The following is a 25543-nucleotide window of genomic DNA, read 5'->3' as shown; positions in this document are numbered from 1 at the left end:
AATTTAAAATTTTCGCTTTTGTATAAAAATTAGTAAAAAATGAAAGGTCGAGACAAATGAATCAATCATTGATAGTAAGAGGAGCACCGCAAGAATATGAATGCCGAGTGGGTGCGTGGGATGATTTAGAAGAACACTTAAATAGAAGAAAAATCAAACGGGTAATGGTTTTACATGGGAAAGATTCATGGGAAGCAGCTAAATCTTACTTTCCTACATTAGTGAATATAGATGCACACTTTGTTTATTATGGTGGAGAATGCACGGACGAGCAGACGCTAGCTTTAAAGCAAAGGTTTGAGCAAGAGCAGTCAGAAGGAATCATTGCTGTCGGAGGTGGAAAAATTGCAGATTTAGGTAAAGCGGTGGCAAACCAATGTAACACACCGATTTTCATTTTACCCACATTAGCGGCAACCTGTGCGGCTTACACACCGCTTAGCGTAATCTATAAGACTGATGGTGCTATGGATCGCTATGATGTCTTTGCACAAAGCAATGCCTTGGTTTTAATTGAGCCTAAAGTTATTTTGGATTCACCCATTGCATTGATGATTGCAGGGATTGGTGATACTTTAGCTAAATGGTACGAAGCAGATGCAATGATTTCGCAATTAGAAGTACAACCCATCGAAATCCAAGTAGCTGCTTTTGCAGCCAAAAAATGCCGAGATGTCTTGCTTTCTGACAGTCAAGAAGCACTTGCTGCTATGGAAAGCAAAGAAATCAATCAAGCCTTTTTAAATGTTGTCGAAACGAATATTCTACTCGGCGGAATGGTTGGCGGATTCGGTGATGATTATGGACGAACGTCTGGCGCTCACTCGATTCATGATGCATTAACTATTTTGCAAGAGAGCCATCAACAGTTACATGGTAATAAAGTGGCTTACGGTGTTTTTGTCCAGTTAGTGATTGAAAATAAGTGGGCTGAAATCGAGCAACTAATTCCGTTTTATCACAGCCTTGATTTACCAATTTCTTTAAAAGAGATGAATATGAGTTTATCAGAGGATGATTATCAGCGTGTTGCTGAGCGCGCTGCCCAGCCGCATGAAACGATTCATTATATGAAAGAAAAGATTACGCCTGAAATTGTGAAAAGAGCTATGATGAAGCTTGAAACAGCGATGAGCGATAAATAAGAGTAGTTGAAACACTGGAGCTAGATGAATTTTTATCTAAGCTCCTTTTATTGTAAATCACAGTAACTGCTTGCAGAGCTGAAGGGGCACAATACTTGGCGAGCGAAGAGCGGCGTTTCATTTATCTAAGGATATCCTAAAGAAAGCCCGTAAAACCTTGCAAATACGAATAAAAAAAAGTATGATGAGGAAAGTGTAAATTTACAAAAGAAAGTAGGAGAATGAATGACAGAACCAGCCATTCGTTATCGTTTAATAAAGAAAGAAAAACATACAGGTGCCCGTTTAGGTGAAATCATCACGCCTCACGGTACGTTTCCAACACCGATGTTTATGCCTGTAGGAACGTTAGCGACAGTAAAAACAATGTCACCAGAAGATTTGAAAGAGATGGGCGCAGGAGTGATTTTGAGCAATACTTATCATTTATGGCTACGTCCCGGAGATGATTTGATTGCAGAAGCAGGCGGCTTACATAAATTTATGAATTGGGATCAACCAATCTTAACAGATTCTGGTGGTTTTCAAGTATTCTCATTAAGTGATATGCGTAAAATCACAGAAGAAGGGGTTCATTTTAGACACCATTTAAATGGGTCTAAGTTATTCCTTTCTCCAGAGAAAGCAATCAATATTCAAAATAATCTAGGCTCTGATATTATGATGAGTTTTGATGAGTGTCCGCCGTTTGATGAAAGCTATGATTACGTGAAAAAATCAATTGAGCGCACGTCACGTTGGGCAGAACGCGGGTTGAGAGCGCACGCTAATCCAGATCGTCAAGGCTTGTTTGGTATTATCCAAGGGGCAGGATTTGAAGATTTACGTCGTCAAAGTGCGAAAGATTTGATCAGTATGGACTTTCCGGGATATTCCATTGGTGGTTTATCTGTAGGTGAACCAAAAGCTGAAATGAACCGCGTGTTAGATTTTACTACTCCTTTAATACCTGATAATAAACCGAGATACCTAATGGGTGTGGGAACAGCAGATTCATTGATCGATGGTGTGATTCGTGGGATCGATATGTTTGATTGTGTCTTGCCGACTCGAATTGCTAGAAATGGTACTTGTATGACTTCTAAAGGTCGTCTGGTTGTTAAAAATGCACAGTATGCAAGAGATTTCCGTCCGTTGGATGAGAAATGTGATTGCTATACTTGTAAAAACTATACTCGAGCGTATATTCGTCATTTGATCAAAGCAGATGAAACATTTGGTATTCGTTTAACGTCTTATCATAATCTTTATTTCTTATTGAACCTTATGAAACAAGTTCGTCAAGCAATCATGGATGATAATTTGTTAGAATTTAGACAAGCCTTTTTTGAAGAATATGGGTTTAACAAAGAGAATCCAAAAAGTTTCTAAAAAATTGATCAAAAGACTAGTGTTGTACATGAAATTTTGTTACAGTAAACTAGTGATTATAGGATAGAGAGGTGAATAGATAATGGGCGGAGGACTTTCGTTTATTTTACCATTAATTCTTTTAGCAGGAATGATGTTTTTTATGACTCGTTCGCAAAAGAAACAACAAAATGAACGTCAAACACTTTTGGATGCAATGAAAGTGGGCGATGAAGTTGTAACGATCGGCGGATTACACGGTGTGATCTCTGAAATCGATAGCGAAAAAAGAACAGTATTGATCGATTGTGAAGGAATCATCCTTGAATTTGATCGTGCTGCAATCAAAACTGTCAAACCAGGTACTGTTGTTACAAATGACAGTGACGTAACAGTTGTTGAAACAGAAGAAACAATTGTTGAAGAGCCAACTGTAACAACAACTTCTGAAAACAACGAAACGAAAGAATAAATTCCAGCTTGCTGGAATTTTTTCTTTCTAACGCAACTAGGCAAATAGACATAGATTATTTTTTGGAAAGAAGGGGAGAACCATCGAAAAGCTGTCCTGGCACCAAAAGTTCTTATTGAAAAAAGAGTTAAAACTCAAATGCCGATCTTTTCAGCAACTTGGTTATTCTTCAGTCAACGAAACAGAATTGATGAACTATCTCGTTTCTTATCGTTGGAAAAAGAACGCTCCATCATCGATCAAAGCTTGTCGTGAAGACATTTTACATATTGAGCCAAATGAATTTTTTGATTATCAGCAATTGATTGCGCAAACAAGCAGTTTAACGATTAAAGATTGGCATGACTTAACGGATCTATTCTAATACAGAATAGGTTCTTTTTTCTTTTTGTATAATAAGAAGCGCTTACTTGAAAAAGATGAATAAAAAAACGATAAATGTGAAAAAAATCACAATAAAACTATTTACAAGAAAAAAATAATGTTGTATGATGTGTATGTGAAATAGTTAACAAACAAAAAATAACTAACTTATTTTTCTAGGAGGATCACAATGGCTAAAACAATGAAGAAAGAAGATACCAAAACGACTGATGTATCAGCAATGATCGACGAGTTGGCAAGAAAAGCAAATATTGCTTTAAAAGAAATGGAAGACTTCGATCAAGAAAAAGTTGACCACATTGTGCACCAAATGGCAATGGCAGCATTAGACCAACATATGCCTTTAGCAAAAATGGCTGTAGAAGAAACTGGCCGTGGAATTTACGAAGATAAAGCAATCAAAAATATGTACGCTTCTGAATATATTTGGAACAGCATCAAGCATGATAAAACGGTTGGTGTTATCAATAAAGACGACCAAACAGGCTTAATCGAAATCGCTGAACCAGTTGGGGTGGTTTGTGGTGTTACACCAACAACGAATCCAACATCAACAACCATTTTTAAAGCGTTGATTTCAATCAAAACACGTAATCCAATCGTATTCGCTTTCCACCCAAGTGCACAAAAATGTTCTGCTGAAGCTGCTCGTATCGTTCGTGATGCAGCCATTAAAGCAGGTGCTCCAGAAAACTGTGTACAATGGATCGAACAACCTTCTTTAGAAGCAACTTCAGGTTTGATGAATCATCCTGGTATTGCCATTGTTTTAGCTACTGGTGGTAGTGCTATGGTTAAATCAGCCTATTCAACTGGTAAACCAGCGTTAGGTGTTGGACCAGGTAATGTTCCTTCATATATTGAAAAAACAGCTAAAATCAAACGTGCAGTAAACGACTTGATCGTGTCTAAATCATTTGATAACGGCATGATTTGTGCTTCTGAACAAGCTGTGATCGTAGATAAAGAAGTTTATGCGGCTGTAAAAGCTGAATTTGAAGCACACCAAGTATACTTCGTTAAACCAAACGAATTACAAAAACTTGAAGATGCTGTGATGAACGAAGGAAAATATGCAGTAAATCCAGCAATCGTTGGGTACTCTGCTGAACATATCGCAGAACTAGCTGGTATCAAAGTACCAAAAGGCACAAAAATTCTAATTGCTGAACTTGAAGGAGCAGGAGCGGAATACCCACTTTCTCGTGAAAAATTATCACCAGTTTTAGCGATGATGAAAGCGAAAAATACAGATCACGCCTTTGATTTATGTGAAGCAATGCTTGAATTAGGTGGTTTAGGCCATACAGCAGTGATTCATACAGAAGATGAAGACCTACAAGTGAAATTTGGTTTGCGTATGAAAGCTTGCCGTATCTTAGTAAATTCTCCATCTGCTGAAGGCGGAATCGGGAATATCTATAACGAAATGATTCCTTCATTAACATTAGGTTGCGGATCTTACGGTAAAAACTCAGTCTCTAAAAACGTATCTGCTGTTAACTTGATCAATGTCAAAACTGTAGCGAAACGGAGAAATAATATGCAATGGTTTAAATTACCGCCAAAAATTTTCTTTGAAAAAAATTCATTACAATATCTACAAAAAATGGAAAATGTTGAACGTGTCATGATTGTTTGTGATCCAGGAATGGTTCAATTCGGCTATGCGGATACAGTTCGTAAAGAATTACAAAAACGTAAAAACGACGTTCAAATCGAAGTATTCTCAGCCGTAGAACCAAATCCATCTACAAACACAGTGTATGCTGGAACAAAAGTCATGGTTGATTTTGAACCAGATACAATCATTGCTTTAGGTGGCGGATCTGCAATGGATGCGGCAAAAGGCATGTGGATGTTCTACGAACACCCAGATACAGAATTCTTTGGTGCGAAACAAAAATTCTTAGATATCCGTAAACGTACGTACAAAATTGAGAAAGCTGTTAAAACACAATTTGTATGTATCCCAACAACATCAGGTACTGGATCAGAAGTAACACCATTTGCAGTTATTACAGATAGTGATACGCACGTAAAATACCCGTTAGCTGATTACGCTTTGACACCAGATGTTGCGATCATCGATCCTCAATTTGTGATGTCAGTTCCAGCTTCTGTAACGGCTGATACTGGTATGGATGTATTGACACATGCAATCGAGTCTTATGTTTCAGTAATGGCGTCTGATTACACTCGTGGATTAAGTTTACAAGCAATTAAATTAGTTTTTGAACACTTAGAAAACTCAGTGAAACGTCCAGATGCTGAAAGTCGTGAAAAAATGCATAATGCATCAACAATGGCTGGTATGGCTTTTGCCAACGCATTCTTAGGAATTTGTCACTCAGTAGCGCATAAAATTGGTGGAGAATATGGGATTCCTCACGGACGTACAAATGCGATTTTATTACCGCACATTATCCGTTATAATGCCAAAGATCCTTCAAAACATGCAATGTTCCCTAAATATGATTACTTCCGTGCAGATACAGATTACGCTGATATCGCGAAATTCTTAGGTCTTAAAGGAAAAAATACAGCAGAATTAGTGGATGCATTAGCAACAGCTGTTTACGATTTAGGTGTATCTGTTGGAATCGACATGAACTTGAAAGCACAAGGTGTGACACAAGAAATTCTTGATTCAACAGTTGATCACATGGCTGAATTAGCATACGAAGATCAATGTACAACAGCAAATCCAAAAGAACCATTGATCAGTGAATTGAAACAAATCATCATTGATGCCTACAATGGCTAATTGAATAAAGTGAGAAGAGTAGCTAAAAAAAGTTACTCTTCTTTTTTTATGAAAAGGAGTATAATGAGAGAGATCAAAAGCGGAGGGATAGATAATGACAATTAGAGAAGCAAAACTAGAAGATATCGAAGCAATCAATCAACTAAATACGTATCCATTAAATCATGAATATCCATTAGAAGATGCCAAAGAACAGTTGAGCTATCTACTTTCATCACCAGTCAATAAATTATTTGTAAAAGAAATAGCAGGAAAAGTAGTTGGGTATATCCAACTCAGTGAATATGTCTGCACTTATGGACCAAGATTGATGAATGTCATGGCACTTGTGGTGGGAGAAGATATGCACGGAAAAGGAATAGGCAAATCACTATTGAATCACGCAGAACAATGGGCAAAAGAAAATAGTGCACAAGGTATTCGCCTAAATTCAGGAGTAGAGCGAACTAAAGCCCATAAATTTTATGAGCATCAAGGCTATGAAAAAGTGAAGAAGCAAGTGAATTTCAGAAAATTATTTCAATCAAAATAAATTGAATCAAGAAAAGAGGAAACAAATGATTACATTAAAATCAAAAAGAGAAGTAGAGAAGATGGCAGAATCAGGTGCATTATTAGCAGATGTGCACAAACAATTACGAACATTTATCAAGCCAGGGATTACAAGTTGGGATATAGAAGTATTCGTTCGTAATTATATTGAAAGTCATGGCGGTGTGGCTGCTCAAATTGGATTTGAAGAGTATAAGTATGCAACATGTTGCAGTATCAATGATGAAATTTGCCATGGTTTTCCAAGGAAAAAAGTATTAAAAGATGGCGACTTGATAAAAGTCGATATGTGTATTGATTTAAATGGTGCTATTTCAGATTCTTGTTGGTCTTACTCAGTGGGAAGCGCCACAGATGAAACAAAACATTTAATGGAAGTCACTAAAAAAGCTTTATATTTAGGTATTGAACAAGCTAAAGTTGGTAATCGTGTTGGCGATATTGGTCATGCGATTCAAACGTATGTGGAGTCAGAAGGCTACAGCGTTGTTCGTGATTTTATAGCGCACGGCATTGGTCCAACCATTCACGAAGAACCCTTTTTCGCTCATTATGGAGAACCAGGTAAGGGGTTGCGACTAAAAGAGGGCATGACAATAACGATAGAACCGATGGTCAATGCTGGTTTGTGGCAGATGGAAATGGAACCAAATGGCTGGACTGCTAAGACAAGAGATGGTAGCTTAAGTTGCCAATATGAACATAGTTTAGCGATTACGAAAGATGGGCCAGTGATTTTAACTTCTCAAGGAGAAGAAGGCAGTTACTAGAGTAAGATATTGTTCAATAATAATAAGGAGCATTGCTTTTTCAAATAAATCATTTGGTGTATATAATGGGATTAAAGTATTAGATTTATTTTATTCAAGAAAGGATGATTGAATATGTCTAAATTTTCTCCGTGTTTATGGTTTGATGGAAAAGTAGAAGAAGCAGCTGAGTTTTATGTGAACGCATTTGAACAGAGTAAAATCAATAAGGTTGATTACTATGTAGACAGTGAACATCAACCTAAAGGATCTGTTCTAACAATCTCGTTGACACTTGCAGGACAAGAAGTTATTTTGCTAAATGGTGGACCTGAATTTAATTTTACTCCTGCAATTTCATTTTTCGTAGAATGTGAGACAGAAGCGCAAATCAATCGTTTATGGGAGACACTAAGTCATAATGGTGAAGTATTGATGGAATTTGGGGCTTATCCTTTCAGTAAGAAATACGGTTGGCTAAAAGATCAGTATGGTGTTTCATGGCAGCTGGTGTTAGCTGAAAAGCCGCAGTCTATTGTACCAAGCTTTTTATTTACCGGAGAACAGTTTGGAAAGGCAGAAGAGGCGATGAACCAATGGATCGAGATTTTCGGTGATGGTAGTGTCGAATATGTCCAAAAAAATCCAGATGGTACTGTAGCGCAAGCTTTGTTTACGATGCATGGACAGCCGTTTAGGGTAATGGATAGTGGTGAGGCACATGGGTTTACATTTACGATGGCGACTTCATTTTATGTCTATTGTAAAGATCAGGCTGAAATCGATCGTTTATGGGAAGAAGTCACGGCTCAAGGGAAAGAATGGCCTTGTGGTTGGATGGAAGATGAATATGGTGTCTGTTGGCAAACTGTTACATCGGATATGGAAGAATTATTTGATCACTCTGACCCTGATAGAGCCTATCGTGTGATGCAGGAATTGTATAAAATGAAACGCATTGACATAGCTGCACTGAGAGAAGCGTACAAGGGATAAGATAAAAATGCTTTTTTCTCGCCGTTTATTCGGATAAAGAGCGCTAAACAAAACTAATCTTTAGTTTTGTTTAGCGCTCTTTATTTACTTCTCTTTGCAAACGGTTGATATGCAATCCCACGACTTTCGCACCAATGAATGATTTCAGGAGAAAAAATAATATCAGTTGTTGTAAGCTCAGCTGTGTTTTTCTTTCCTAGTAATGTATACAACATTTTAAGTTCATCTTCCCATTGCTGAACAAGTGCAATCGTTTCATCAAGACCATGTGTCATTAGCTGATTTAAGATAGTTCCAGCTATACCAACACTTTTAGCACCTAAACTCAGTGCTTTGACAATATCTAGTGATTGCCGAACGCCACCAGAGGCTAAAACGTCAAGGTCACGATGCCAATTCGCCGCTTCCAAGAGTGAGAGGACCGTTGATTGCCCCCAATCAGTTAAAAAGCCAAGCTCTCGTTTCTTACGCCGTGCATTTTCAATTTGGGTAAAACTTGTTCCGCCTTGGCCACTCACATCAACTGCTTTGACACCGCGCTGAACTAATTGTTCAATCGTCTCACTACTCATGCCAAAACCAACTTCTTTGACAACAACTGGAACAGACAGTTGAGACGCAATATCTTCAATAGTATCTAGCCAACCATGAAAATCACGATCTCCTTCTGGCATTACCAGTTCTTGAGGAACATTCACATGAATTTGGAGTCCATCAGCATGAAAAAGTTCGACAGCTCTTTTGGCTGCTTCTAAAGAAAGTCCAGCGCCGATATTCGCGAAAATCACGCCTTCAGGATTTTCTTTGCGCATGATTTGGTAAGTTTCTGCTACGTCAGGATTTTTCAAAGCAGCGTTAACAGATCCTGTTGCCACCATGATACCCGTTTCTCTAGCTATGATGCCTAATTGCTGATTGATTTCTTTCGCACGATCACTACCGCCGGTCATAGCATTGATATAAAACGGCTGTTTGAAAGAAAAATCAAGAAAAGATGTTGAAATATCAACGTCATCCATTGCTACTTCGGAAAATGAATGATGAACAAAACGGATTTGGTCGAAGTCATTGGTTTTATCTTTGTGAAAGGCTTTTGCCAAAGAGATATGTTCATCTTTTCGATTCATCTTTTTCCTGCTTTCCGTAAAAATATACATGTAATGGTAAAGGCGTGATGCCTTCTTTTTCCCAAGAGCTCATTAAAGGTAAGATACCAGATTTTTGTTTAAATAAGACAATGCCGCAATCGCCGCCACCTGCGCCAGATGATTTCGCTGCACCACCACAAGTTTGTGCTAAATTACATAATTTTTTTAGGGCAGGAGTTTCGATCATAACACCTGTGATCGATGTTAGTTGTTGGAGTAATTGCCGGTTTTTCCGGATTTGTGTTTGGATCAATGTGATATTTTCTGTCTGAAAGCCTGTGATCATCGTTTCGACACACGATTTACTTTCATCTAAAAATTGCTGATAGGCTGTTTCTTGGACTTCTTTTGATTGGTTGACTTGATCGACTAAATCAGATGTAGAAGCAGGACTTCCCGTCCAGCCAATCAGCAGCCGTAGTTTTTTTGGAACTGTCAGTGTTTTGATCATTAATTTTGGCCATGCTGCTTGAAGTAATGCAGTCAGTGTTTGTTTTTGAGCCTGATCATTAACCCACTGATGATCGAAAGTTGAAAAGGCGATCCAACCGCCATAACAGCTTGCTGCGATATCTCCGCAAGAGCCATTTCCTTGAACCTCTAAATGAGCTAGTGCGGAAAGTTTGAATATTTCTTCTTCAGTTAACTCTAAGCCGTAAAAAAGACCCAACGCTTTTACAGTTGCAACAGTTACAGCACCACTGGAGCCTAAGCCATATTTTCGTCCGTTTGAATTGTCTAATTCACTAGTGACTTTTAAGTGATAGAAAGACAACTCTTTATGTTGTTCTTGCGCATATTTTTCAGTTAAGCGAATTGCTGCCAATACATAGTGAAAGGGATTTTCCCGAATATCTAAAACGAGTTCGTTATTTCTTCTTGTCCAACGTACAGGTAATGAACTGTATTGGGCAGACTGAATACTACCGACATTTTCAGCTGATTCAAGCGTGACCGTTACAAATTGATCCACTGCAACGATGATTGCTGGATGTCCTGGTTCAACAACGGCATATTCTCCAGCAATAAATAACTTACCAGGTGTGGAAACTTCTATCATAAATCTTCCGACCTTTCTATAGGAATTGCTTCAATTCCGGGTCCTGCAAAAGCCGTAATCAGCTTTTGCTCAGGCAAATATTCTGCTAAAAAGTTCTTTAAAGCAGTCAGATTTTTCTTTTCTACTAAAATTTTAACATTCGGTCCAGCATCCATTGTAAAGTAGCAAGGTAGACCGGCTTGTCTGGCTGAACGGACTAACTGCATAACGTTAAGACTTTCTGGTGACCAGTAAGTAAACGGTGGTACGGCAGCTAAGGTAGTACCATGCATGCGCAAACCATTTGCTTCAGCGACTTCCCCTAATTTGTTAAAGTCTTTTTCCTTAATTGCTTCTTTGGCTGTTGCTAAATCTGCTTCGACATTTTCTAACCAACCAGAGTAAAAACTTGATGTTTCAACGGTTCGTTTCATACCATCACGGCTGGAAATATCTTTCACTCCATCATCAACTAAAACGAATAACATCGCTAACTCGTTTTCCCAGCCCTCAGAAGGAATAGATTTTGCAAATGAGGTTTGATCAGAGTCGCCTTTTTGCCATTCAGCAAATCCACCAAAAATACTGCGGCAGGCAGATCCAGAACCACGTCTAGCTAAACGAGATAGTTCTGTCTCAGTTAACTGCAAATCTAATGCTTCACTACAAGCACCAGCGAGAGCCGCTAAACCGCTAGCGGAAGAAGCTAAACCAGCTGCAGTCGGGACAAAGTTTTGACTGTCGACTCTTGCAAATAATGATAGATTTTGCTGTTGGCGAATGAGATCTAAGAATTTAGAAATTTTTGCTGTTTGCTTAGAATCTTGTTTTTTTCCATCTAAAACGAAGAGATCTTCTGTTAATGATTTATCGAAATAGACACTAGTTTCAGTATAAAAAGCATCCAATGTTAAAGAAAGACTGCTATTCATAGGCAATATCAAGCGTTCATCTTTTTTTCCCCAATATTTGATCAACGCAATATTTGTATAAGCTCTTGCTTTTCCAACATACATTATTTTTTCACTCCTAATGATTGAATCCAAGTGGCAAAAGCTCCAGCAGACTTTAGTGCAGCAGCAATTTTTACTGCTTGTTCTTTAGATTCTGCTAAAGCAATCATACAGCCGCCGCGGCCGCCACCTGTTAATTTTGCGCCTATTGCGCCATGTTCTCTGGCAGTTATAACTAACTGATCTAATTGGTCATTGCTGACAGTAAGTGATTTAAGCTGATCGTGTGCCTGATTCATTACGTTTCCTAATGTATGAACATCGTCTTTAGAAATAGCTTGTTTCGCAAGTTTAGTCAACCGACCTAATTCAGTAATATGTTGTGAGATTTCTTTTTTATTTTGCTCAAAAAGATGAGCTACATCGCTGACGGCAGCTCTCGTTTGTCCTTTGATTCCAGTGTCAGCAACGATCAAAAAAGCATTGGAAACATTCATTGGGAATGATTCTAATGGATGATTTTTTATGAAAAATAACGGTTCGTTTCCACTAGTTGCAGCTGCATCAATACCACTAGGATTACCGTGAGCAATTTTTTCAGCTCGATTGACTAAATGGAGCAGTGTTTCTGGTGAACAAGGAACCTCAAAATAATCAAATAAAGCACGAACGATAGAAACAGCAACAGCAGCGCTTGACCCCATACCACGCTCTGCTGGAATTGTACTAGTGATGGTGATTTTAAACGTCATATTTTTCTGGTGAAGTTCAATCAAGGCTTGATTGATGACTTCTTTAACACTTTTTAATTGTGGCGGAACTTCTGAAAGTGCTCCTGAATAATAATGACAATCCAGTATCATGGTACTGTCAGGTTCAACCTTTGTTGAAATGAAGGTTTCCTGAAATGGGATGGCAATTGCAGGTTCGCCGTAAACGACAGAATGCTCACCCATCAGTATAATCTTTCCAGAGGCTTGCCCATGACCAATTTTTTCTTTATTCATTTTAATAAACAGTCCTTTGTTTAAATATCAAGTGTGTGATGATCTAAGTTGCTGCATAAAGAATCATAAAATGAACGCCAAAAATTCAGTCCATTTATTAAGAGTACCATAAACGATTCATACCAGCAAAACGCCTAAAATAGTCATTAGCCCTAGATATATGCAAAAGCTAATAGTGCCTCATGTAATGTGTATAGTTCATAGCGATATATAAGTAATAATTGAAACGATGATCGAAGTAAACAGAATTGGCAAAAATGTGCCACCATTCCTAAGAGTATCGTCCATTGTAAAATCCTATTATTGAATGAGAATTACTCTCAAGCTACATTAGTTTACCAAAAAAGCTTATGAAATAAAATTTTTAGATTCTATTTAAGGAAAAAATTAACTTCTCATTAATATCTACAAGCAAAAAAAGAAAGAGCGAAGGAAAATAGCTGGAATTTAGCTCCGATTTTTCTGCTTAATTATTCTTCAATAATTAAGCCCAAACCCGCAGCAATCGTAATTGCCTGTTCTTGTGTTACGTTTAATCCTTTGAGTAATTCTTGTGAAAAAGCAATTTTTTCAAAGGTACTTTTTGTTAAATCAAGACCAGCCAATTTTGTATGGAACCAGTTACTTCCAGTCAATGAACAATTATCTAATAATAGATTGTTCCAAGTGACTTCAACAAATTCTGTATCGTTCAAACTGGTTTGTTTAAATTGAACGACTTTTTGATTTGTAGCGCTGAAAGAAGTATAGTCTGCTAAACAATCTTCAAATAAGCAATCTCGTAAATAACTTTCCGCAAAATTTGTTCCAGTTAATTTACATTGACGAAAATGGACTTGATGAAAGCTAGCGCCAATCCACTCTGTATTTGATAGGTCACAATGATCAAAAATCACATTGCTACACTCAAATCGCTCTAAATGATTTCGATTCATAGTCAATTTTTCAAACTGACATTCCCTAAAAACTAAATTGCGGACATCTTGATAACTTAGATCTTGCTCTTTGACAGATAAGCCTTCAATAATAACTTCATCATCTAGAGAAATAAAATCAGTTTCAGTTAGTTTAGGTAATAACGGTGCAACAGGCTTTTTGATTTTCATAAATAAACCCTCCAAATAAGTGTGATTGATGAATGAGGCAAAACTATTCTGTTTCTTTATCTAAATTTTCATTTAATTGATACGCACGATTATAAAATTTTAAGCAGGTTGTTAACACATACGCCCCTAGAAGGCCTAAAAGACTGCCTAAAACGATCCCAATCAAACGATAATTCAGTAAACTGACTAAATATTGATGACGAGCTAGGTTAGCAAGTAGTAATGACATTGGCGTAGTAAAAAAATTTGCAATCGTATAATTTCTTTTGATAAAAAATTCTACAGTCAAAAAGAAAAAGCAAATCAGAAAAATTGTTTCTAGAGAAGTAAAAGAAATACTCAATAAAAGAGCTGCAATCAACAGTCCAATCATTGTCCCTAAGATTCTCTGAATATTTCGATGCATGACTGCTCGTAAATTATCCCCTTGTAAAACTGCAGCACACGAAACGATCATCCAATAAGCATTCGTTAGATGTAAAGACTGACTGATGTAGGTTGCTAAAAATAAAATAGCTGCATAATGTAAAGCATCTAAAAGTGCCGCAGGATCTGTATAAAGTCGCTCTTGTAAGGAAACTTTTTTTTCTGGTTCAACGACTTCACCTTCAACAAAGTATAAGATGACGGCCACCACAAGAGAGGTTAAAACACCTAATAAAACATAACTCATCATGATTGGAACTTTTTCCAAAGGAATTTTAGTCCCACTATCCATAGCGGTGACCATGACAATAAAAAAAGCCCCAGGCTTTGCAATTCTATACAACCTAAAAATAATTCTGGCAAAAAAGGAAATCAACGCTATAGCGATTGGAATAACCCAAGGAATATGAGTACTCAAGACACCAATCAGGTTTCCAAAAAGTAAAAATCCACCAACGGAACTTAAACGAATCAGCAGTTCATTTAATGGAAGAGTTTGATAGTAGAGAAAAGTAAAAATCCCAAGTGAGCCGAAACTTCCAATCAATAAATTATTTGAGAAATAGCCAATAAATAGCGGTACGGCCATACAGATACCGGCACCAATCAAGCGAAAAGGTGCTTTTTGAGGTTTGTGGAATGTAGTTAATTCTTTGAAAAATGATGAACGATGCATCTGATCACTCCTTACTATTGTTATGAAACACGGAAAATATATTTAAAATTAGTTGGTAACTAGATACGCCAAAGCGAAAAAAAAGATGGCTTACTAGCAGTACGGTCTGTTTCTTCCATTACTAATCTAACATACTTTTTTATAAGAAAACAATCGCTTTTTATCTAATCTGGTTTTACGAGCTAACCTTTCGAAAAAAAAAGAGAAAGCTTGATTGTGGCAAAAGTGCCATTCTCCTACTTTTCTGTCAAAGCTAAACGAGCACGTACCGCTTGTTATGACCATTTCTAAGAAATTGCTTCTAATGAAGGTACAATTTAATGATGTAAGTATTAAAAAAAAATAAGATTATTCTTGATTTTTTAATTTAAAAATTGTAAACTATATCTCAGTACAGTAAATAATTATTAAATTCTGATTTTTCAGAAAATACTTAGGGTCTTTTAGGGAGGAAAAAAGAATGAAGTTAAAGAAGTCATTTGCTTTTGGATTCATCACTTTATTTAGTTTAACACTCGCAGCGTGCGGTAACGGCGGTGGAAATACAGACGATACAGGCAGCTCAAAAGCAGCCGATGGAAAACCAAGCGGAGAGCAAATATTCCGTGTCAATGTTTTACAAGAAATGCCAAGTGCCGACTTATCAGTAGCGACAGATGTTATCAGCTTCACTGCTTTAAACAATGTATATGAAGGAATCTATCGTTTGAATCTAGATAATAAACCAGAACCTGCTGGAGCAGCTGAAAAAGCTGAAGTCAGCGATGATGGCGTTACGTATAAAATCAAGCTAAACGAAAAATCTAAATGGTCAGACGGAAAACCCGTAAAAGCAGAAGACTATGTCTATGGATGGCAACGTACAGTTGATCCAGCGACGGCTTCAGAATATGCCTACCTTTATGAATCTGTAAAAAATGGTGCGGATATCGCAGCCGGTAAGAAAGACAAAGCGGAACTTGGAATCAAAGCGACAGGTGATTATGAATTAGAAGTTACATTAGAAAAAGCAACGCCTTATTTTGATTACCTATTAGCGTTCCCGTCATTCTTCCCACAAAGAAAAGACATCGTGGAAAAATATGGCAAAGAATACGCAGCAAATAGCGATAACTCAGTTTACAACGGCCCGTTTGTCTTAGATGGCTTTGATGGAGCAGGAACGGATACTGAATGGTCATATAAGAAAAACAAAGAATATTGGGATGCAGATTCTGTAAAATTGGATGAAGTAAAAACGAATGTTGTGAAAGAAGCACCAACTTCATATAACTTATTCCAAGATGGACAAGCAGATGATGTAACATTAACTGGTGAGTTAGCGCAACAAGCAGCCAATGATCCAGCTCTTGTGATCCAAAAAGAAGCATCGACTCAATACATGGAATTAAATCAAATCGACGAAAATTCACCATATAGAAATGAGAACTTAAGAAAAGCTATTTCTTATTCAATCGACCGTAAATCGTTAGTTGAACAAATCTTAGGTGATGGATCAGTAGAACCTAAAGGGTTAGTTCCAGCAGATATGTCTAAATCTCCAGATGGAAAAGAAGACTTCACAAAAGCGGCTGATGATAAAATTGCTTATGATAAAGAAAAAGCAAAAGAACATTGGGAAAAAGCGAAGAAAGAATTGGGTATCAAAACATTAGATATCGATATCTTATCTTCTGATGCAGATTCATCTAAGAAAACAGTAGAATATATCCAAGGTGCGATCCAAGATACTTTAGAAGGAACAAAAGTAACCGTAAGTCCAGTACCATTTGCTGTTCGTTTAGACCGTTCTAATAAAGGTGACTTTAAAGCAGTTATCGGTGGTTGGGGAGCTGACTACGTAGATCCAAGTAGTTTCTTAGATCTATTCCAAACAGGTGTTCCATATAACCGTGGACATTACAGCAATCCTGAATACGACAAAGCATTAAAAGCTGCGTCAACTACAAATGCTAATGATCCTGAAAAACGTTGGGATAACTTAGTAGATGCAGAGAAAATAATCATGGGCGACATGGGTGTGATTCCTCTTTACCAAAAAGCTGAAGCGCACTTACGTGCTGAAAAAGTGAAAGATGTTGGTTTCCATCCAGCAGGTGCGCAATACGATTACAAATGGACTTATATTTCAGAATAGTCTGAAATAGTTTTCAATAGTAAAAGGACCTTTGCCCTCTTTGAATAAAAAGGCAACGGTCCTCTTGCTATCTTTGCTCATAAAAAGTAAAATAATAAAGAAACAATAGAGACAATCAGTAAAATACCTCCAGTTTCAAGCCAGTAAAGCTGATGTGCTTTGCCAATTTCTGAAAATGGAATGAATTCTTTCGGTTCATTTTTCTTTCTAAAACGAAAATGCATTTTCATAAAACGTTGGAAATTATCAAAAAATCCTGAGGACATAATCCACATGGCTAAGCCGATAATCAGAAAGAATAATGAAACGATGAAGAAGGTATCAGATACAGAACGGATAGTCAGTGACTGTTTTATCAATAGGTAAGTAAAAATACCGATGCTTGAGACCGCTGAGGTAATCAAGGGCCATTTTAAATTTTTCATGTGCTCATCCTTACTTAATTTTCTATCCTTACTTTATCGAAAAATACTGATGAAGTCAAAATAATCTCGGAGGTGTCATTCTTGAACAGTTTTGGAAAATATTTTCTTAAACGGGTCTTCTTCATGATCATCACATTGTGGCTGATCGCAACGATTACGTTTTTCTTAATGCAATTATTACCAGGTACTCCTTATACCAACCAAGAAAAACTTAGTCCAGAAACAATCGCTATGCTGAACAAGCAATCTGGTTTAGATAAACCAGTGATCGTTCAATATGGAATTTACTTAAAAAATCTTCTAGTTGGTGACTTTGGTATTTCATTCCAATTTAAAAACCAACCAGTAGCAAAACTTTTGGCAGGTCGTATTGGGCCTTCTGTCCAATTAGGCGCACAAGCCATCATCTTTGGTACGCTAGTCGGTATTTTACTAGGGATCATTGCCGCAATGCGCCAAAACACATGGGTGGATACAGTAGCGACGTTAATGGCAATTTTAGGGCGTTCGATTCCTAACTTCGTCTTTGCGGTACTACTGCAATATATCTTTGCCATGAAATTAAAAGTGTTGCCAATCGCAATGTGGAATGGATTTGCTTACACGATTCTCCCAACGATTGCTCTGGCAATGAGTCCAATGGCCGATTCCGCCAGGTTTATACGAACGGAGATGGTCGAAGTTTTACATAGTGATTATGTAGAGTTGGCTCGCGCCAAAGGCTTAAGCCGCTGGCAAGTTGCCGTGAGACACGGACTTAGAAACAGTTTGATTCCTTTGATTACATTACTCGGCCCATTAGCCGTTGGTTTGATGACAGGATCTTTAGTTGTTGAAAATATTTTTGCGATCCCAGGTATTGGGGAACAGTTCGTAAAATCAATCATGACAAATGACTACCCAACAATTATGGCCGTAACGATTTTATATTCTGCTTTGTTAGTATTCGTAATCTTGATCGTTGATTTACTTTATGGATTGATCGATCCAAGAATTCGTGTTTCAGGAGGTGCCAAAGGTTAATGGAAACAGTTGACTTAAATAATGTCCCAGAAAAAATCAAAAACATACCTGCAAATGACTTCCAGCCTTTGGATACATCAACAACCAAGGAACGTGAACGAATTGCAACGCCGTCACTAAGCTTTTTACAAGATTCTTGGCGTCGTTTGAAAAAGAATAAAGCTGCTGTGATTTCCTTGATTCTTTTAGGAATCATCATCTTTATTTCAATTATAACAATTTGGGTGTCACCACATGACCCAACACAACAAAATGTAGCGTACATCAATTTACCACCGCGTATTCCGTTTTTAGATAGTATCAATGGGTTTAACGGTACAGCCAATGTTGCTGGTAAAATGGTAGATAAGTACGCTCAAGCGAACGTTCCTGATAACGTGAATTTCTATCTTGGAACAGATGGCTTAGGCCGTGATGTATTGAGCCGTTTATTCATGGGAACACGTATCTCATTATTGATCGCATTTATCGCAGCTTTACTTGATATTACGATTGGTGTAACATATGGTTTGATTTCAGGACTATTAGGTGGACGTGTCGACACAGTGATGCAACGTATTTTAGAAGTTCTTTCTGGAATCCCTAACCTTGTTGTCATGATCTTGATGCTGACAGTTTTTGATCCAGGTATTTTATCGATCGTTTTAGCGATGGTTATTACTAACTGGATTTCAATGGCCAGAATCGTTCGGGCGCAGACCTTGAAATTAAAAGATCAAGAGTTCGTTTTAGCTGCCCAAACATTAGGTGAATCTCGTTTGAAGATTGCCGTAAAACATATTTTGCCGAATATCTCAAGCGTGATCATCGTTCAAATGATGTTCAGTATCCCGTCGGCCATTTTCTTCGAAGCGTTTCTAAGTTTCATCGGTTTAGGATTAAGACCGCCGACCGCTTCTCTTGGAACATTATTAAATGAAGGATATAAAACGTTCCGTTTCCTTCCATATTTGATGTGGATTCCTGCCGTAACACTGTCAGTCGTAATGATTTGTTTCAACTTATTAGCTGACGGACTACGTGATGCCTTCGATCCTAAGATGAAAGAGTAGAGTGAATGACTATGGAAAAAGTATTAGAAGTAAAAGACTTACAGATTTCTTTTGATACGTTTGCTGGAAAAGTAAATGCTATTCGTGGTGTGAGCTTTGAATTGTTCAAAGGGGAAACTCTTGCGATCGTAGGAGAGTCTGGTAGTGGTAAATCAGTGACTACTAGAAGTATCATGCGATTATTGAGCAGCAATGCAAACATTGACAATGGAGAAATTCTGTTTAAAGGTGAAGATATCGTACACAAAACGGAAAAACAAATGCAAACCATTCGTGGGAAAGAAATTGCAATGATTTTCCAAGATCCAATGACCTCATTGGACCCAACAATGCCGATTGGCAAACAAGTTGCTGAATCGTTGATCAAACACAATAAAGTGTCGAAAAAAGAAGGGCTAGATCAAGCATTAGAATTATTAAAATTAGTAGGGATTCCAAACGCTGAAAAACGTTTGAAAAACTACCCTCACCAATTTTCTGGCGGACAACGTCAACGTATCGTCATTGCGATTGCGTTGATTTGTTACCCAGAAGTTTTAATTGCAGATGAGCCGACAACAGCTTTGGATGTTACGATCCAAGCGCAAATTTTAGAATTATTAAAAGACTTACAACAAAAAATCAGCACATCGATTATCTTTATCACCCATGATTTAGGTGTAGTAGCAAACGTGGCTGATCGTGTAGCCGTTATGTATGGCGGACGTTTAGTGGAAGTAGGAACATCAGAAGAGATTTTCTACAATCCGCAACATCCATATACATGGGGACTACTTGGCTCAATGCCGACAATGGAAGGAACGGAAGATAAGCTATATGCGATTCCAGGTTCACCTCCCGATTTATTAGATCCTCCAAAAGGAGATGCTTTTTATCCGCGTAACGAGTTTGCAATGAAGATCGACGCAGAAGAAGCACCACCGTATTTTGAAGTATCACCAACTCATAAAGCTGCAACGTGGTTATTAGCACCACAAGCACCAAAAATCACCCCTCCAGCTGAAATTGTAAGACGTTGGGCGATTTATGCTGAACGCCATAATACGACTGCAGGAGGCGTTAAATAATGAGTGAAAAAAGAAAAGTACTTTTAGATGTTAAAGGGCTAAAACAATATTTTAACGTTGGACGTCCTGACGAAGTTAGAGCTGTTGACGATATCAGTTTCCATATCTATGAAGGTGAAACATTTGGATTAGTTGGAGAATCTGGTAGTGGTAAATCTACAACTGGTCGTAGTGTAATTCGTTTATATGATCCAACTGGTGGCGAAATCATTTTCAATGGTGACGATATCAGTAAAATTCGTTCAAAATCTGGGATGCAGGCATTCCGTCGTGAAGTTCAAATGATCTTCCAAGATCCATACGCTTCATTGAATCCGAGAATGAAAGTCAACGATATTATTGCTGAAGGAATCGACATTAATCATTTAGCAAAAGATGCCGCTGAGCGTGAATCTAAGGTCAATGAATTACTAAAAGTCGTTGGACTTGATCCGAGTCACGGAACGCGTTATCCACATGAATTTTCAGGTGGTCAACGTCAACGTATCGGGATTGCAAGAGCTTTGGCAGTTGATCCGCGCTTCATTATCTGTGATGAGCCGATTTCAGCTTTAGATGTATCGATTCAAGCGCAAGTAGTCAATTTATTGCAAGACTTACAAAAAGAAGCCGGTCTGACTTATTTGTTTATTGCCCATGATTTATCAATGGTAAAACACATCAGTGACCGTATTGGTGTTATGCATAGTGGTAGATTATTGGAGATGGGGTCAAGTGATGATGTGTATAACTTTGGTGTACATCCATACACTGAAAGCTTATTATCAGCTATTCCATTACCAGATCCTGATTATGAACGTACACGCAAACGTATTGTTTATAAACCGCAAGCAGAAGACAATAAAGAACGTAAACTAAGAGAAATCACACCTGAGCATTATGTGTATTGTTCAGAAGATGAAGTTGATGTGTACCGTAAAAAAATTGAAGAGAAAAAAGCCAGAGCGAATCACGAATAGTCGTTTGGCAAAAGAAAGACTAGCTAAGAAGAGACCTATTTTTCTTAGCTAGAATTTTTAAACCTAAGATGAATGAATCATTTTTCTTTGTGACATAATCATTTTGTAATAGTTTTACGGGCTAGCCTTTCGGAAAAAAGATAAAATCTAAATGAGGCAAAAAGCACCTCAGTTAGATTTACCTATTTTTCATTCGAGACTAAATGAGCCCGTTCAGCTTTTTATTGGTAGGGTGGTATTCTAATGAAGGTATTAAAGGCGTATAAATACAGGCTTTACCCTACTTTATTACAAGAAGAGTTCATCAAAAAAACTTTTTCTTGTGTTCGGCTTGTGCATAATCTTTTATTGCAGGAAAGAATTCAGCTGTATAAGGAGTTGAAAAAAAATCCTGATTTAAAAGTAAAGTTACCGACACCAGCTCAATTTAAAAAAGAGCATCCTTGTTTGAAGGAAGTGGATAGCTTAGCATTATCAAATGCGCAGGTTTACTTGGATCGAGCATTCAAAAAATTTTATAGAGAAAAGTCAGTTGGTTTTCCTAAACTAAAACAAAAGAAAAATGCTGTCAGTTCTTACACAACGAATAATCAAAACGGCACAATTAAAATTATTGATGAAAAATATTTAAAAGTCCCTAAACTGAAATCGTTGATTAAAATGAAAATGCATCGTCCGGTAATAGGGAAAATAAAGTCGGCGACGATCTCTTTGACTCCTAGTAATAAATATTTTGTTTCGATTCTTTGTGAAGAGGAGCTTCCTAGAGTTGAAAAGACCTATTCAGCAATCGGGATAACATTAGGAGCTTCAGAATTTGCTGTATTATCAAATGGTAGACGTATCGATAATGATAAATTTACAAAAGAATTCGAACAGAGGATCACCAGAGAAGAAAGAAAATTAACACGGCGAAAAGAAATTGCTAAATCCAAAGGAACAGAACTGTTACAACAAAAAAACTATCAGAAACAAAAACTAAAAGTAGCAAAAATGCGAGAAAAGTTAATGAATCAACGAATTGATTTTCTGAATAAAATCACGACAGAAATTGTTAAGAAATATGATTTGATTTGTATTGAAGATATTCATCAAGCTGATTTTTTCAGAAATACTAAATTACATCGAGGCGTTTCAGATGTTTCTTGGGCATTGTTTGTCTCAAAACTTGAATATAAAGCGACATGGTATAACAAACGATTAATCAAGGTTTCGGCATGTGGTAAATGTTCGGAACATTCAGATAATGATTTGGTGAGTCAAATATTTACTCAAGACGTCAATGAGGAAAAAGGAAAACATGATCCTGAGACTGCGGCGAGTATTCAAGTGTTGATCCAAGGATTAAAAGGAACAACGGCCAATTAAAAAAAGAAGAACTGTAGGGACTACAGGGATAGCCTAGGGCATATAAGATAGATATAGCGTTTAGTCGATCATTTGTCTTTTTCTAGGAAATTTCTAGTTAAATAGAGATAGTTCACTAATTATTAGTTGATGAAAAATAAAAAATCGAACTTTATTCTACTCGTTTAAACAAGAAATTGTTTAAGATAGAACGGAATAAAGTTTTTTGTTCGTTAAAAAAGTATAGTACAATAAATAAGAAGAGAAGATGAAAAAGGGGAAAGCTATGAATAACTACAGAGCACTTGTTTTCTTTGATTTGGATGGAACGTTATTAGATGCTGAATCAACTATATCTAAGGAAAATCACCAAGCAATTTTGCAATTGAAGAAAAACGATATCCTGCCATTGATTGCTAGTGGCCGATCTCCAAAGGAAATCCAACAAATCACAAAAGGCGTAGCAATCGATTCTTATGTAAGTTTAAATGGACAGTTTAATGTTGTTGAAAATGAAGTTGTTTCAAAACATGCAATACCATTGAAACAGATTCAAGAATTGATGGCGCTTTCTGAATCATTTGGTCATTCCTTGGCATGTTATACAGAAACTGAATATGCTGCTTGTTATTCAACTGCGAGCATGGAAAAATTATATCGCTTAGATCACGCACCATTGCCGAAAATTTCAGCAGAGTTTCATAAAGATCATGAGATTTACATGGTTTATCTTTTTTCAGAGGATGAAGAGAAAGATTCATTATATCGAGAAAAATTTGCGGATATATTTACTTTTTTCAGAGATAGTCCTTATTCAATGGCAGTTGTGTCAAAGGGACAGTCAAAAAAAGCAGGCATCCAGGAAATAATTAAGACATTGGATTTGGCTCATGTACCAACATACGCATTTGGTGATGGAAACAATGATTTAGGGATGTTTGAAGCAGTTAATACGGCAATTGCGATGGACAATGCTTCACCTCATGTAAAAAGCCATGCTGATTATATTACAAAATCTCATCTGGAGGATGGTATTTGTTTTGGATTAAAACATTTTGAATTATTAGACTGAAAGGAAGTAGAAAAATGACGGTAAAAATGATTGCAGTAGACATGGATGGAACGTTTTTGAACAGTCAACAAGATTACGACCGAGAAAGATTTAGTCAATTGTATCAAGAGATGAAGCAACAAGGGGTTCGTTTTGTTATAGCTAGCGGCAATCAATACTATCAACTTAAATCTTTTTTTCCAGAAATTGAAAACGAATTATCGTTTGTAGCAGAAAACGGAGCGTATGTTGTTAGTGAAGGAAAAGAAATATTCACAGGCGAAATCGATCCAGAAGTCATTCACGACGTGCTTACTATTTTAGCTGAGTTCAAACAAGGACATACGATTCTTTGTGGGAAAAACAGCGCTTATGTAGCTGAAGAAGAACCAGATTCTTTTATTGAACATGGTCAGAAATATTACCATCGATTAAAAAAAGTTCCTAATTTGTTTGACGTAAAAGACGATACGTTATTCAAGTTTGCTTTGAGTTTTCCTGTTGAACAAGTGCCAGAAGTGCTTGAACAGCTGCATCAAACGTTAGGAGACAAGGTTATTCCGGTTTCTAGTGGGCATGGTGATGTTGATTTGATTATTCCCGGAATCCATAAAGCGCACGGCTTGATTAAGTTACAAGAGCTGTGGGGGATAAAAAATCATGAAGTGGCAGCTTTTGGTGATAGCGGCAATGATCTGGAAATGTTAAAACATGCGAAATATAGCTATGCCATGAGTAATGGACAACCACAGGTCAAAGTAGCAGCTAAAGAAATTATTTTATCTAATGATGAAAATGGTGTGCTTCTTAAAATAGAGGAACTGCTTGGAAATTAAAGAAAAAAGTTTGAGACAGAAGCTCATTGTTCTATAATTAAGGGTTTCTGTCTTAAATTGGGAAAAAGCATTGACAAGCTTTTGGAAATATCGTATACTATTAAAGTTGAGAAATGAAAGCAGAAGCACCCGCTTCTCGCCTTAGCTGACAATGTCACTGGGCTAGATATAGGATTCTTTATATCAAATGATATGAATCTGAATCAATCGCGGGATCTGTGTACAGAGCCTGTTTTTTATTGTATTTTTTACAATAGCAGACTTTTGGAAAAAGAGTTTCAGCATTGATTTTCTCTTAAAAAACTTGGAGGTGAATGACCATAGCAAAGGATATGATGGTGAACGACGGCATTCGTGCACGCGAGTTACGTTTGATCGGACAAGATGGGGAACAATTAGGTGTAAAAACAAAAGTGGAAGCACTACAAATTGCTGAAACAGCCAACCTAGATTTAGTTCTAGTAGCACCTACTGCGAAACCGCCTGTTGCGCGAATTATGGATTACGGAAAATTCCGTTTCGAAACGCAAAAGAAAGAGCGTGAAGCTCGTAAGAAACAAAAAGTGATCAACGTAAAAGAAGTACGTTTAAGTCCAACAATTGATTTAAATGACTTCAATACAAAACTTCGTAATGCACGTAAATTCTTAGAAAAAGGGGATAAAGTGAAAGCTTCGATCCGTTTCAAAGGCCGTGCCATTACCCACAAAGAAATTGGTCAGAAAGTTCTTGATCGCTTAGCGGAAGAAACTGCAGATATTGCTACAGTGGAACAAAAAGCGAAAATGGACGGACGCAGCATGTTCCTAACGCTGGCACCGAAGAATGAAAATTAAGCTAACAAGCTGATAACTAGTTAATGAAAATTTTTGAGGA

24 protein-coding genes are annotated in these 25543 nt (G+C 37.3%); 17 read left to right on the top strand and 7 right to left on the bottom strand.

Features of this window, described 5'->3' with window-relative positions; all coding sequences use genetic code 11:
• The first annotated feature begins 56 nt into the window (after positions 1-56).
• From IGJ02_RS13515 to IGJ02_RS13480, 8 genes are all read left to right on the top strand, one after another.
• Positions 57-1145, top strand: coding sequence for an iron-containing alcohol dehydrogenase family protein (locus IGJ02_RS13515; RefSeq protein ID WP_430602361.1), 1089 nt, complete (start codon positions 57-59; stop codon positions 1143-1145).
• 225 nt (positions 1146-1370) lie between these two features.
• Complete coding sequence (gene tgt, locus IGJ02_RS13510) at positions 1371-2516, top strand: tRNA guanosine(34) transglycosylase Tgt (protein ID WP_430602359.1); 1146 nt, start codon at positions 1371-1373, stop codon at positions 2514-2516.
• Positions 2517-2598: 82 nt separating this feature from the next.
• Complete coding sequence (gene yajC / locus IGJ02_RS13505; RefSeq protein ID WP_010762676.1) at positions 2599-2967, top strand: preprotein translocase subunit YajC; 369 nt, start codon at positions 2599-2601, stop codon at positions 2965-2967.
• 91 nt (positions 2968-3058) lie between these two features.
• On the top strand, positions 3059-3331 hold the full coding sequence (locus IGJ02_RS13500) for a post-transcriptional regulator (protein WP_034682593.1): 273 nt from the start codon (positions 3059-3061) through the stop codon (positions 3329-3331).
• A 189-nt stretch (positions 3332-3520) separates the two neighbouring features.
• Positions 3521-6118, top strand: coding sequence for a bifunctional acetaldehyde-CoA/alcohol dehydrogenase (gene adhE / locus IGJ02_RS13495; protein ID WP_010762677.1), 2598 nt, complete (start codon positions 3521-3523; stop codon positions 6116-6118).
• Between the two features lie 94 nt (positions 6119-6212).
• A complete protein-coding gene (locus tag IGJ02_RS13490) occupies positions 6213-6650 on the top strand; it encodes a GNAT family N-acetyltransferase (RefSeq protein ID WP_010762678.1) in 438 nt (145 codons plus the stop codon).
• 25 nt (positions 6651-6675) lie between these two features.
• Positions 6676-7440 (top strand): type I methionyl aminopeptidase, encoded by a 765-nt coding sequence (map, locus tag IGJ02_RS13485; RefSeq protein WP_430602358.1) that lies wholly within the window; start codon positions 6676-6678, stop codon positions 7438-7440.
• A gap of 114 nt (positions 7441-7554) precedes the next feature.
• A complete protein-coding gene (locus tag IGJ02_RS13480) occupies positions 7555-8415 on the top strand; it encodes a VOC family protein (RefSeq protein WP_010762680.1) in 861 nt (286 codons plus the stop codon).
• 80 nt (positions 8416-8495) lie between these two features.
• On the opposite strand, the gene fni is transcribed toward IGJ02_RS13480, so the two are convergent.
• The 6 genes from fni to IGJ02_RS13450 form a co-directional block, all read right to left on the bottom strand.
• Positions 8496-9542 (bottom strand): type 2 isopentenyl-diphosphate Delta-isomerase, encoded by a 1047-nt coding sequence (fni, locus tag IGJ02_RS13475; RefSeq protein WP_430602356.1) that lies wholly within the window; start codon positions 9540-9542, stop codon positions 8496-8498.
• Positions 9526-10623, bottom strand: coding sequence for a phosphomevalonate kinase (locus IGJ02_RS13470; RefSeq protein ID WP_430602354.1), 1098 nt, complete (start codon positions 10621-10623; stop codon positions 9526-9528). Before IGJ02_RS13470 ends, fni begins: the two co-directional genes overlap by 17 nt.
• Entirely contained in the window at positions 10620-11618 is a 999-nt protein-coding gene (gene mvaD, locus IGJ02_RS13465) for a diphosphomevalonate decarboxylase (RefSeq protein WP_430602352.1), read from the bottom strand. The genes IGJ02_RS13470 and mvaD overlap by 4 nt, the downstream gene beginning before the upstream one ends.
• The gene (gene mvk / locus IGJ02_RS13460) at positions 11618-12562 is read right to left on the bottom strand and encodes a mevalonate kinase (RefSeq protein WP_010762684.1); all 945 of its coding nucleotides are present in this window, start codon (positions 12560-12562) and stop codon (positions 11618-11620) included. The genes mvaD and mvk overlap by 1 nt, the downstream gene beginning before the upstream one ends.
• 470 nt (positions 12563-13032) lie before the next feature.
• The gene (locus IGJ02_RS13455; RefSeq protein ID WP_010762685.1) at positions 13033-13668 is read right to left on the bottom strand and encodes a pentapeptide repeat-containing protein; all 636 of its coding nucleotides are present in this window, start codon (positions 13666-13668) and stop codon (positions 13033-13035) included.
• 43 nt (positions 13669-13711) lie between these two features.
• On the bottom strand, positions 13712-14770 hold the full coding sequence (locus tag IGJ02_RS13450) for an FUSC family protein (RefSeq protein WP_430602351.1): 1059 nt from the start codon (positions 14768-14770) through the stop codon (positions 13712-13714).
• Positions 14771-15230: 460 nt separating this feature from the next.
• Between IGJ02_RS13450 and IGJ02_RS13445 the strand changes: the two genes are divergently transcribed.
• Positions 15231-16907, top strand: a complete 1677-nt coding sequence (locus IGJ02_RS13445; protein ID WP_430602350.1) for a peptide ABC transporter substrate-binding protein — start codon at positions 15231-15233, stop codon at positions 16905-16907.
• 77 nt (positions 16908-16984) lie between these two features.
• Here the strand turns inward: IGJ02_RS13445 and IGJ02_RS13440 are convergent, their stop codons facing one another.
• Positions 16985-17332, bottom strand: a complete 348-nt coding sequence (locus IGJ02_RS13440; protein ID WP_430602349.1) for a DUF3899 domain-containing protein — start codon at positions 17330-17332, stop codon at positions 16985-16987.
• 81 nt (positions 17333-17413) lie between these two features.
• Here IGJ02_RS13440 and opp1B point away from each other — a divergent pair, with 81 nt between their 5' ends.
• The 8 genes from opp1B (at position 17414) to infC (ending at position 25503) form a co-directional block, all read left to right on the top strand.
• Positions 17414-18355: an oligopeptide ABC transporter permease Opp1B gene (gene opp1B / locus IGJ02_RS13435; RefSeq protein WP_010762689.1), complete on the top strand. Its 942-nt coding sequence runs from the start codon at positions 17414-17416 to the stop codon at positions 18353-18355.
• Positions 18355-19407 (top strand): oligopeptide ABC transporter permease, encoded by a 1053-nt coding sequence (gene opp3C / locus IGJ02_RS13430; RefSeq protein WP_010762690.1) that lies wholly within the window; start codon positions 18355-18357, stop codon positions 19405-19407. Before opp1B ends, opp3C begins: the two co-directional genes overlap by 1 nt.
• Positions 19408-19412: 5 nt before the next feature.
• Positions 19413-20474 carry an oligopeptide ABC transporter ATP-binding protein Opp1D gene (opp1D, locus tag IGJ02_RS13425; RefSeq protein ID WP_010771135.1) on the top strand — a complete coding sequence of 354 codons (1062 nt, stop codon included), beginning with the start codon at positions 19413-19415 and terminating at the stop codon, positions 20472-20474.
• Positions 20474-21433 carry an ABC transporter ATP-binding protein gene (locus IGJ02_RS13420; protein WP_430602348.1) on the top strand — a complete coding sequence of 320 codons (960 nt, stop codon included), beginning with the start codon at positions 20474-20476 and terminating at the stop codon, positions 21431-21433. Before opp1D ends, IGJ02_RS13420 begins: the two co-directional genes overlap by 1 nt.
• Before the next feature lie 243 nt (positions 21434-21676).
• The gene (locus tag IGJ02_RS13415) at positions 21677-22801 is read left to right on the top strand and encodes an RNA-guided endonuclease TnpB family protein (RefSeq protein ID WP_010762693.1); all 1125 of its coding nucleotides are present in this window, start codon (positions 21677-21679) and stop codon (positions 22799-22801) included.
• A gap of 265 nt (positions 22802-23066) precedes the next feature.
• A complete protein-coding gene (locus IGJ02_RS13410) occupies positions 23067-23852 on the top strand; it encodes a Cof-type HAD-IIB family hydrolase (RefSeq protein ID WP_430602346.1) in 786 nt (261 codons plus the stop codon).
• Positions 23853-23866: 14 nt separating this feature from the next.
• The gene (locus tag IGJ02_RS13405) at positions 23867-24667 is read left to right on the top strand and encodes a Cof-type HAD-IIB family hydrolase (protein ID WP_430602345.1); all 801 of its coding nucleotides are present in this window, start codon (positions 23867-23869) and stop codon (positions 24665-24667) included.
• Between the two features lie 314 nt (positions 24668-24981).
• A complete protein-coding gene (gene infC / locus IGJ02_RS13400; protein WP_010762696.1) occupies positions 24982-25503 on the top strand; it encodes a translation initiation factor IF-3 in 522 nt (173 codons plus the stop codon).
• Positions 25504-25543 lie beyond the last annotated feature (40 nt).

The organism is Enterococcus sp. DIV0724b, from assembly GCF_050531475.1.
Taxonomy (GTDB): Bacteria; Bacillota; Bacilli; order Lactobacillales; family Enterococcaceae; genus Enterococcus_L; species Enterococcus_L haemoperoxidus.
The sequence above is the reverse complement of the archived record's forward strand: the minus strand, read 5'-3'. Positions and strand labels throughout refer to the sequence as shown.

Bases quoted from the DNA above. Each gene is read 5' to 3' on its own strand.
- IGJ02_RS13515 (WP_430602361.1), top strand. From the start codon at position 57: ATGAATCAATCATTGATAGTAAGAGGAGCACCGCAAGAATATGAATGC.
- tgt (WP_430602359.1), top strand. From the start codon at position 1,371: ATGACAGAACCAGCCATTCGTTATCGTTTAATAAAGAAAGAAAAACAT.
- yajC (WP_010762676.1), top strand. From the start codon at position 2,599: ATGGGCGGAGGACTTTCGTTTATTTTACCATTAATTCTTTTAGCAGGA.
- adhE (WP_010762677.1), top strand. From the start codon at position 3,521: ATGGCTAAAACAATGAAGAAAGAAGATACCAAAACGACTGATGTATCA.
- IGJ02_RS13490 (WP_010762678.1), top strand. From the start codon at position 6,213: ATGACAATTAGAGAAGCAAAACTAGAAGATATCGAAGCAATCAATCAA.
- map (WP_430602358.1), top strand. From the start codon at position 6,676: ATGATTACATTAAAATCAAAAAGAGAAGTAGAGAAGATGGCAGAATCA.
- IGJ02_RS13480 (WP_010762680.1), top strand. From the start codon at position 7,555: ATGTCTAAATTTTCTCCGTGTTTATGGTTTGATGGAAAAGTAGAAGAA.
- fni (WP_430602356.1), bottom strand. From the start codon at position 9,542: ATGAATCGAAAAGATGAACATATCTCTTTGGCAAAAGCCTTTCACAAA.
- IGJ02_RS13470 (WP_430602354.1), bottom strand. From the start codon at position 10,623: ATGATAGAAGTTTCCACACCTGGTAAGTTATTTATTGCTGGAGAATAT.
- mvaD (WP_430602352.1), bottom strand. From the start codon at position 11,618: ATGTATGTTGGAAAAGCAAGAGCTTATACAAATATTGCGTTGATCAAA.
- mvk (WP_010762684.1), bottom strand. From the start codon at position 12,562: ATGAATAAAGAAAAAATTGGTCATGGGCAAGCCTCTGGAAAGATTATA.
- IGJ02_RS13455 (WP_010762685.1), bottom strand. From the start codon at position 13,668: ATGAAAATCAAAAAGCCTGTTGCACCGTTATTACCTAAACTAACTGAA.
- IGJ02_RS13450 (WP_430602351.1), bottom strand. From the start codon at position 14,770: ATGCATCGTTCATCATTTTTCAAAGAATTAACTACATTCCACAAACCT.
- IGJ02_RS13445 (WP_430602350.1), top strand. From the start codon at position 15,231: ATGAAGTTAAAGAAGTCATTTGCTTTTGGATTCATCACTTTATTTAGT.
- IGJ02_RS13440 (WP_430602349.1), bottom strand. From the start codon at position 17,332: ATGAAAAATTTAAAATGGCCCTTGATTACCTCAGCGGTCTCAAGCATC.
- opp3C (WP_010762690.1), top strand. From the start codon at position 18,355: ATGGAAACAGTTGACTTAAATAATGTCCCAGAAAAAATCAAAAACATA.
- opp1D (WP_010771135.1), top strand. From the start codon at position 19,413: ATGACTATGGAAAAAGTATTAGAAGTAAAAGACTTACAGATTTCTTTT.
- IGJ02_RS13420 (WP_430602348.1), top strand. From the start codon at position 20,474: ATGAGTGAAAAAAGAAAAGTACTTTTAGATGTTAAAGGGCTAAAACAA.
- IGJ02_RS13415 (WP_010762693.1), top strand. From the start codon at position 21,677: ATGAAGGTATTAAAGGCGTATAAATACAGGCTTTACCCTACTTTATTA.
- IGJ02_RS13410 (WP_430602346.1), top strand. From the start codon at position 23,067: ATGAATAACTACAGAGCACTTGTTTTCTTTGATTTGGATGGAACGTTA.
- IGJ02_RS13405 (WP_430602345.1), top strand. From the start codon at position 23,867: ATGACGGTAAAAATGATTGCAGTAGACATGGATGGAACGTTTTTGAAC.
- infC (WP_010762696.1), top strand. From the start codon at position 24,982: ATGACCATAGCAAAGGATATGATGGTGAACGACGGCATTCGTGCACGC.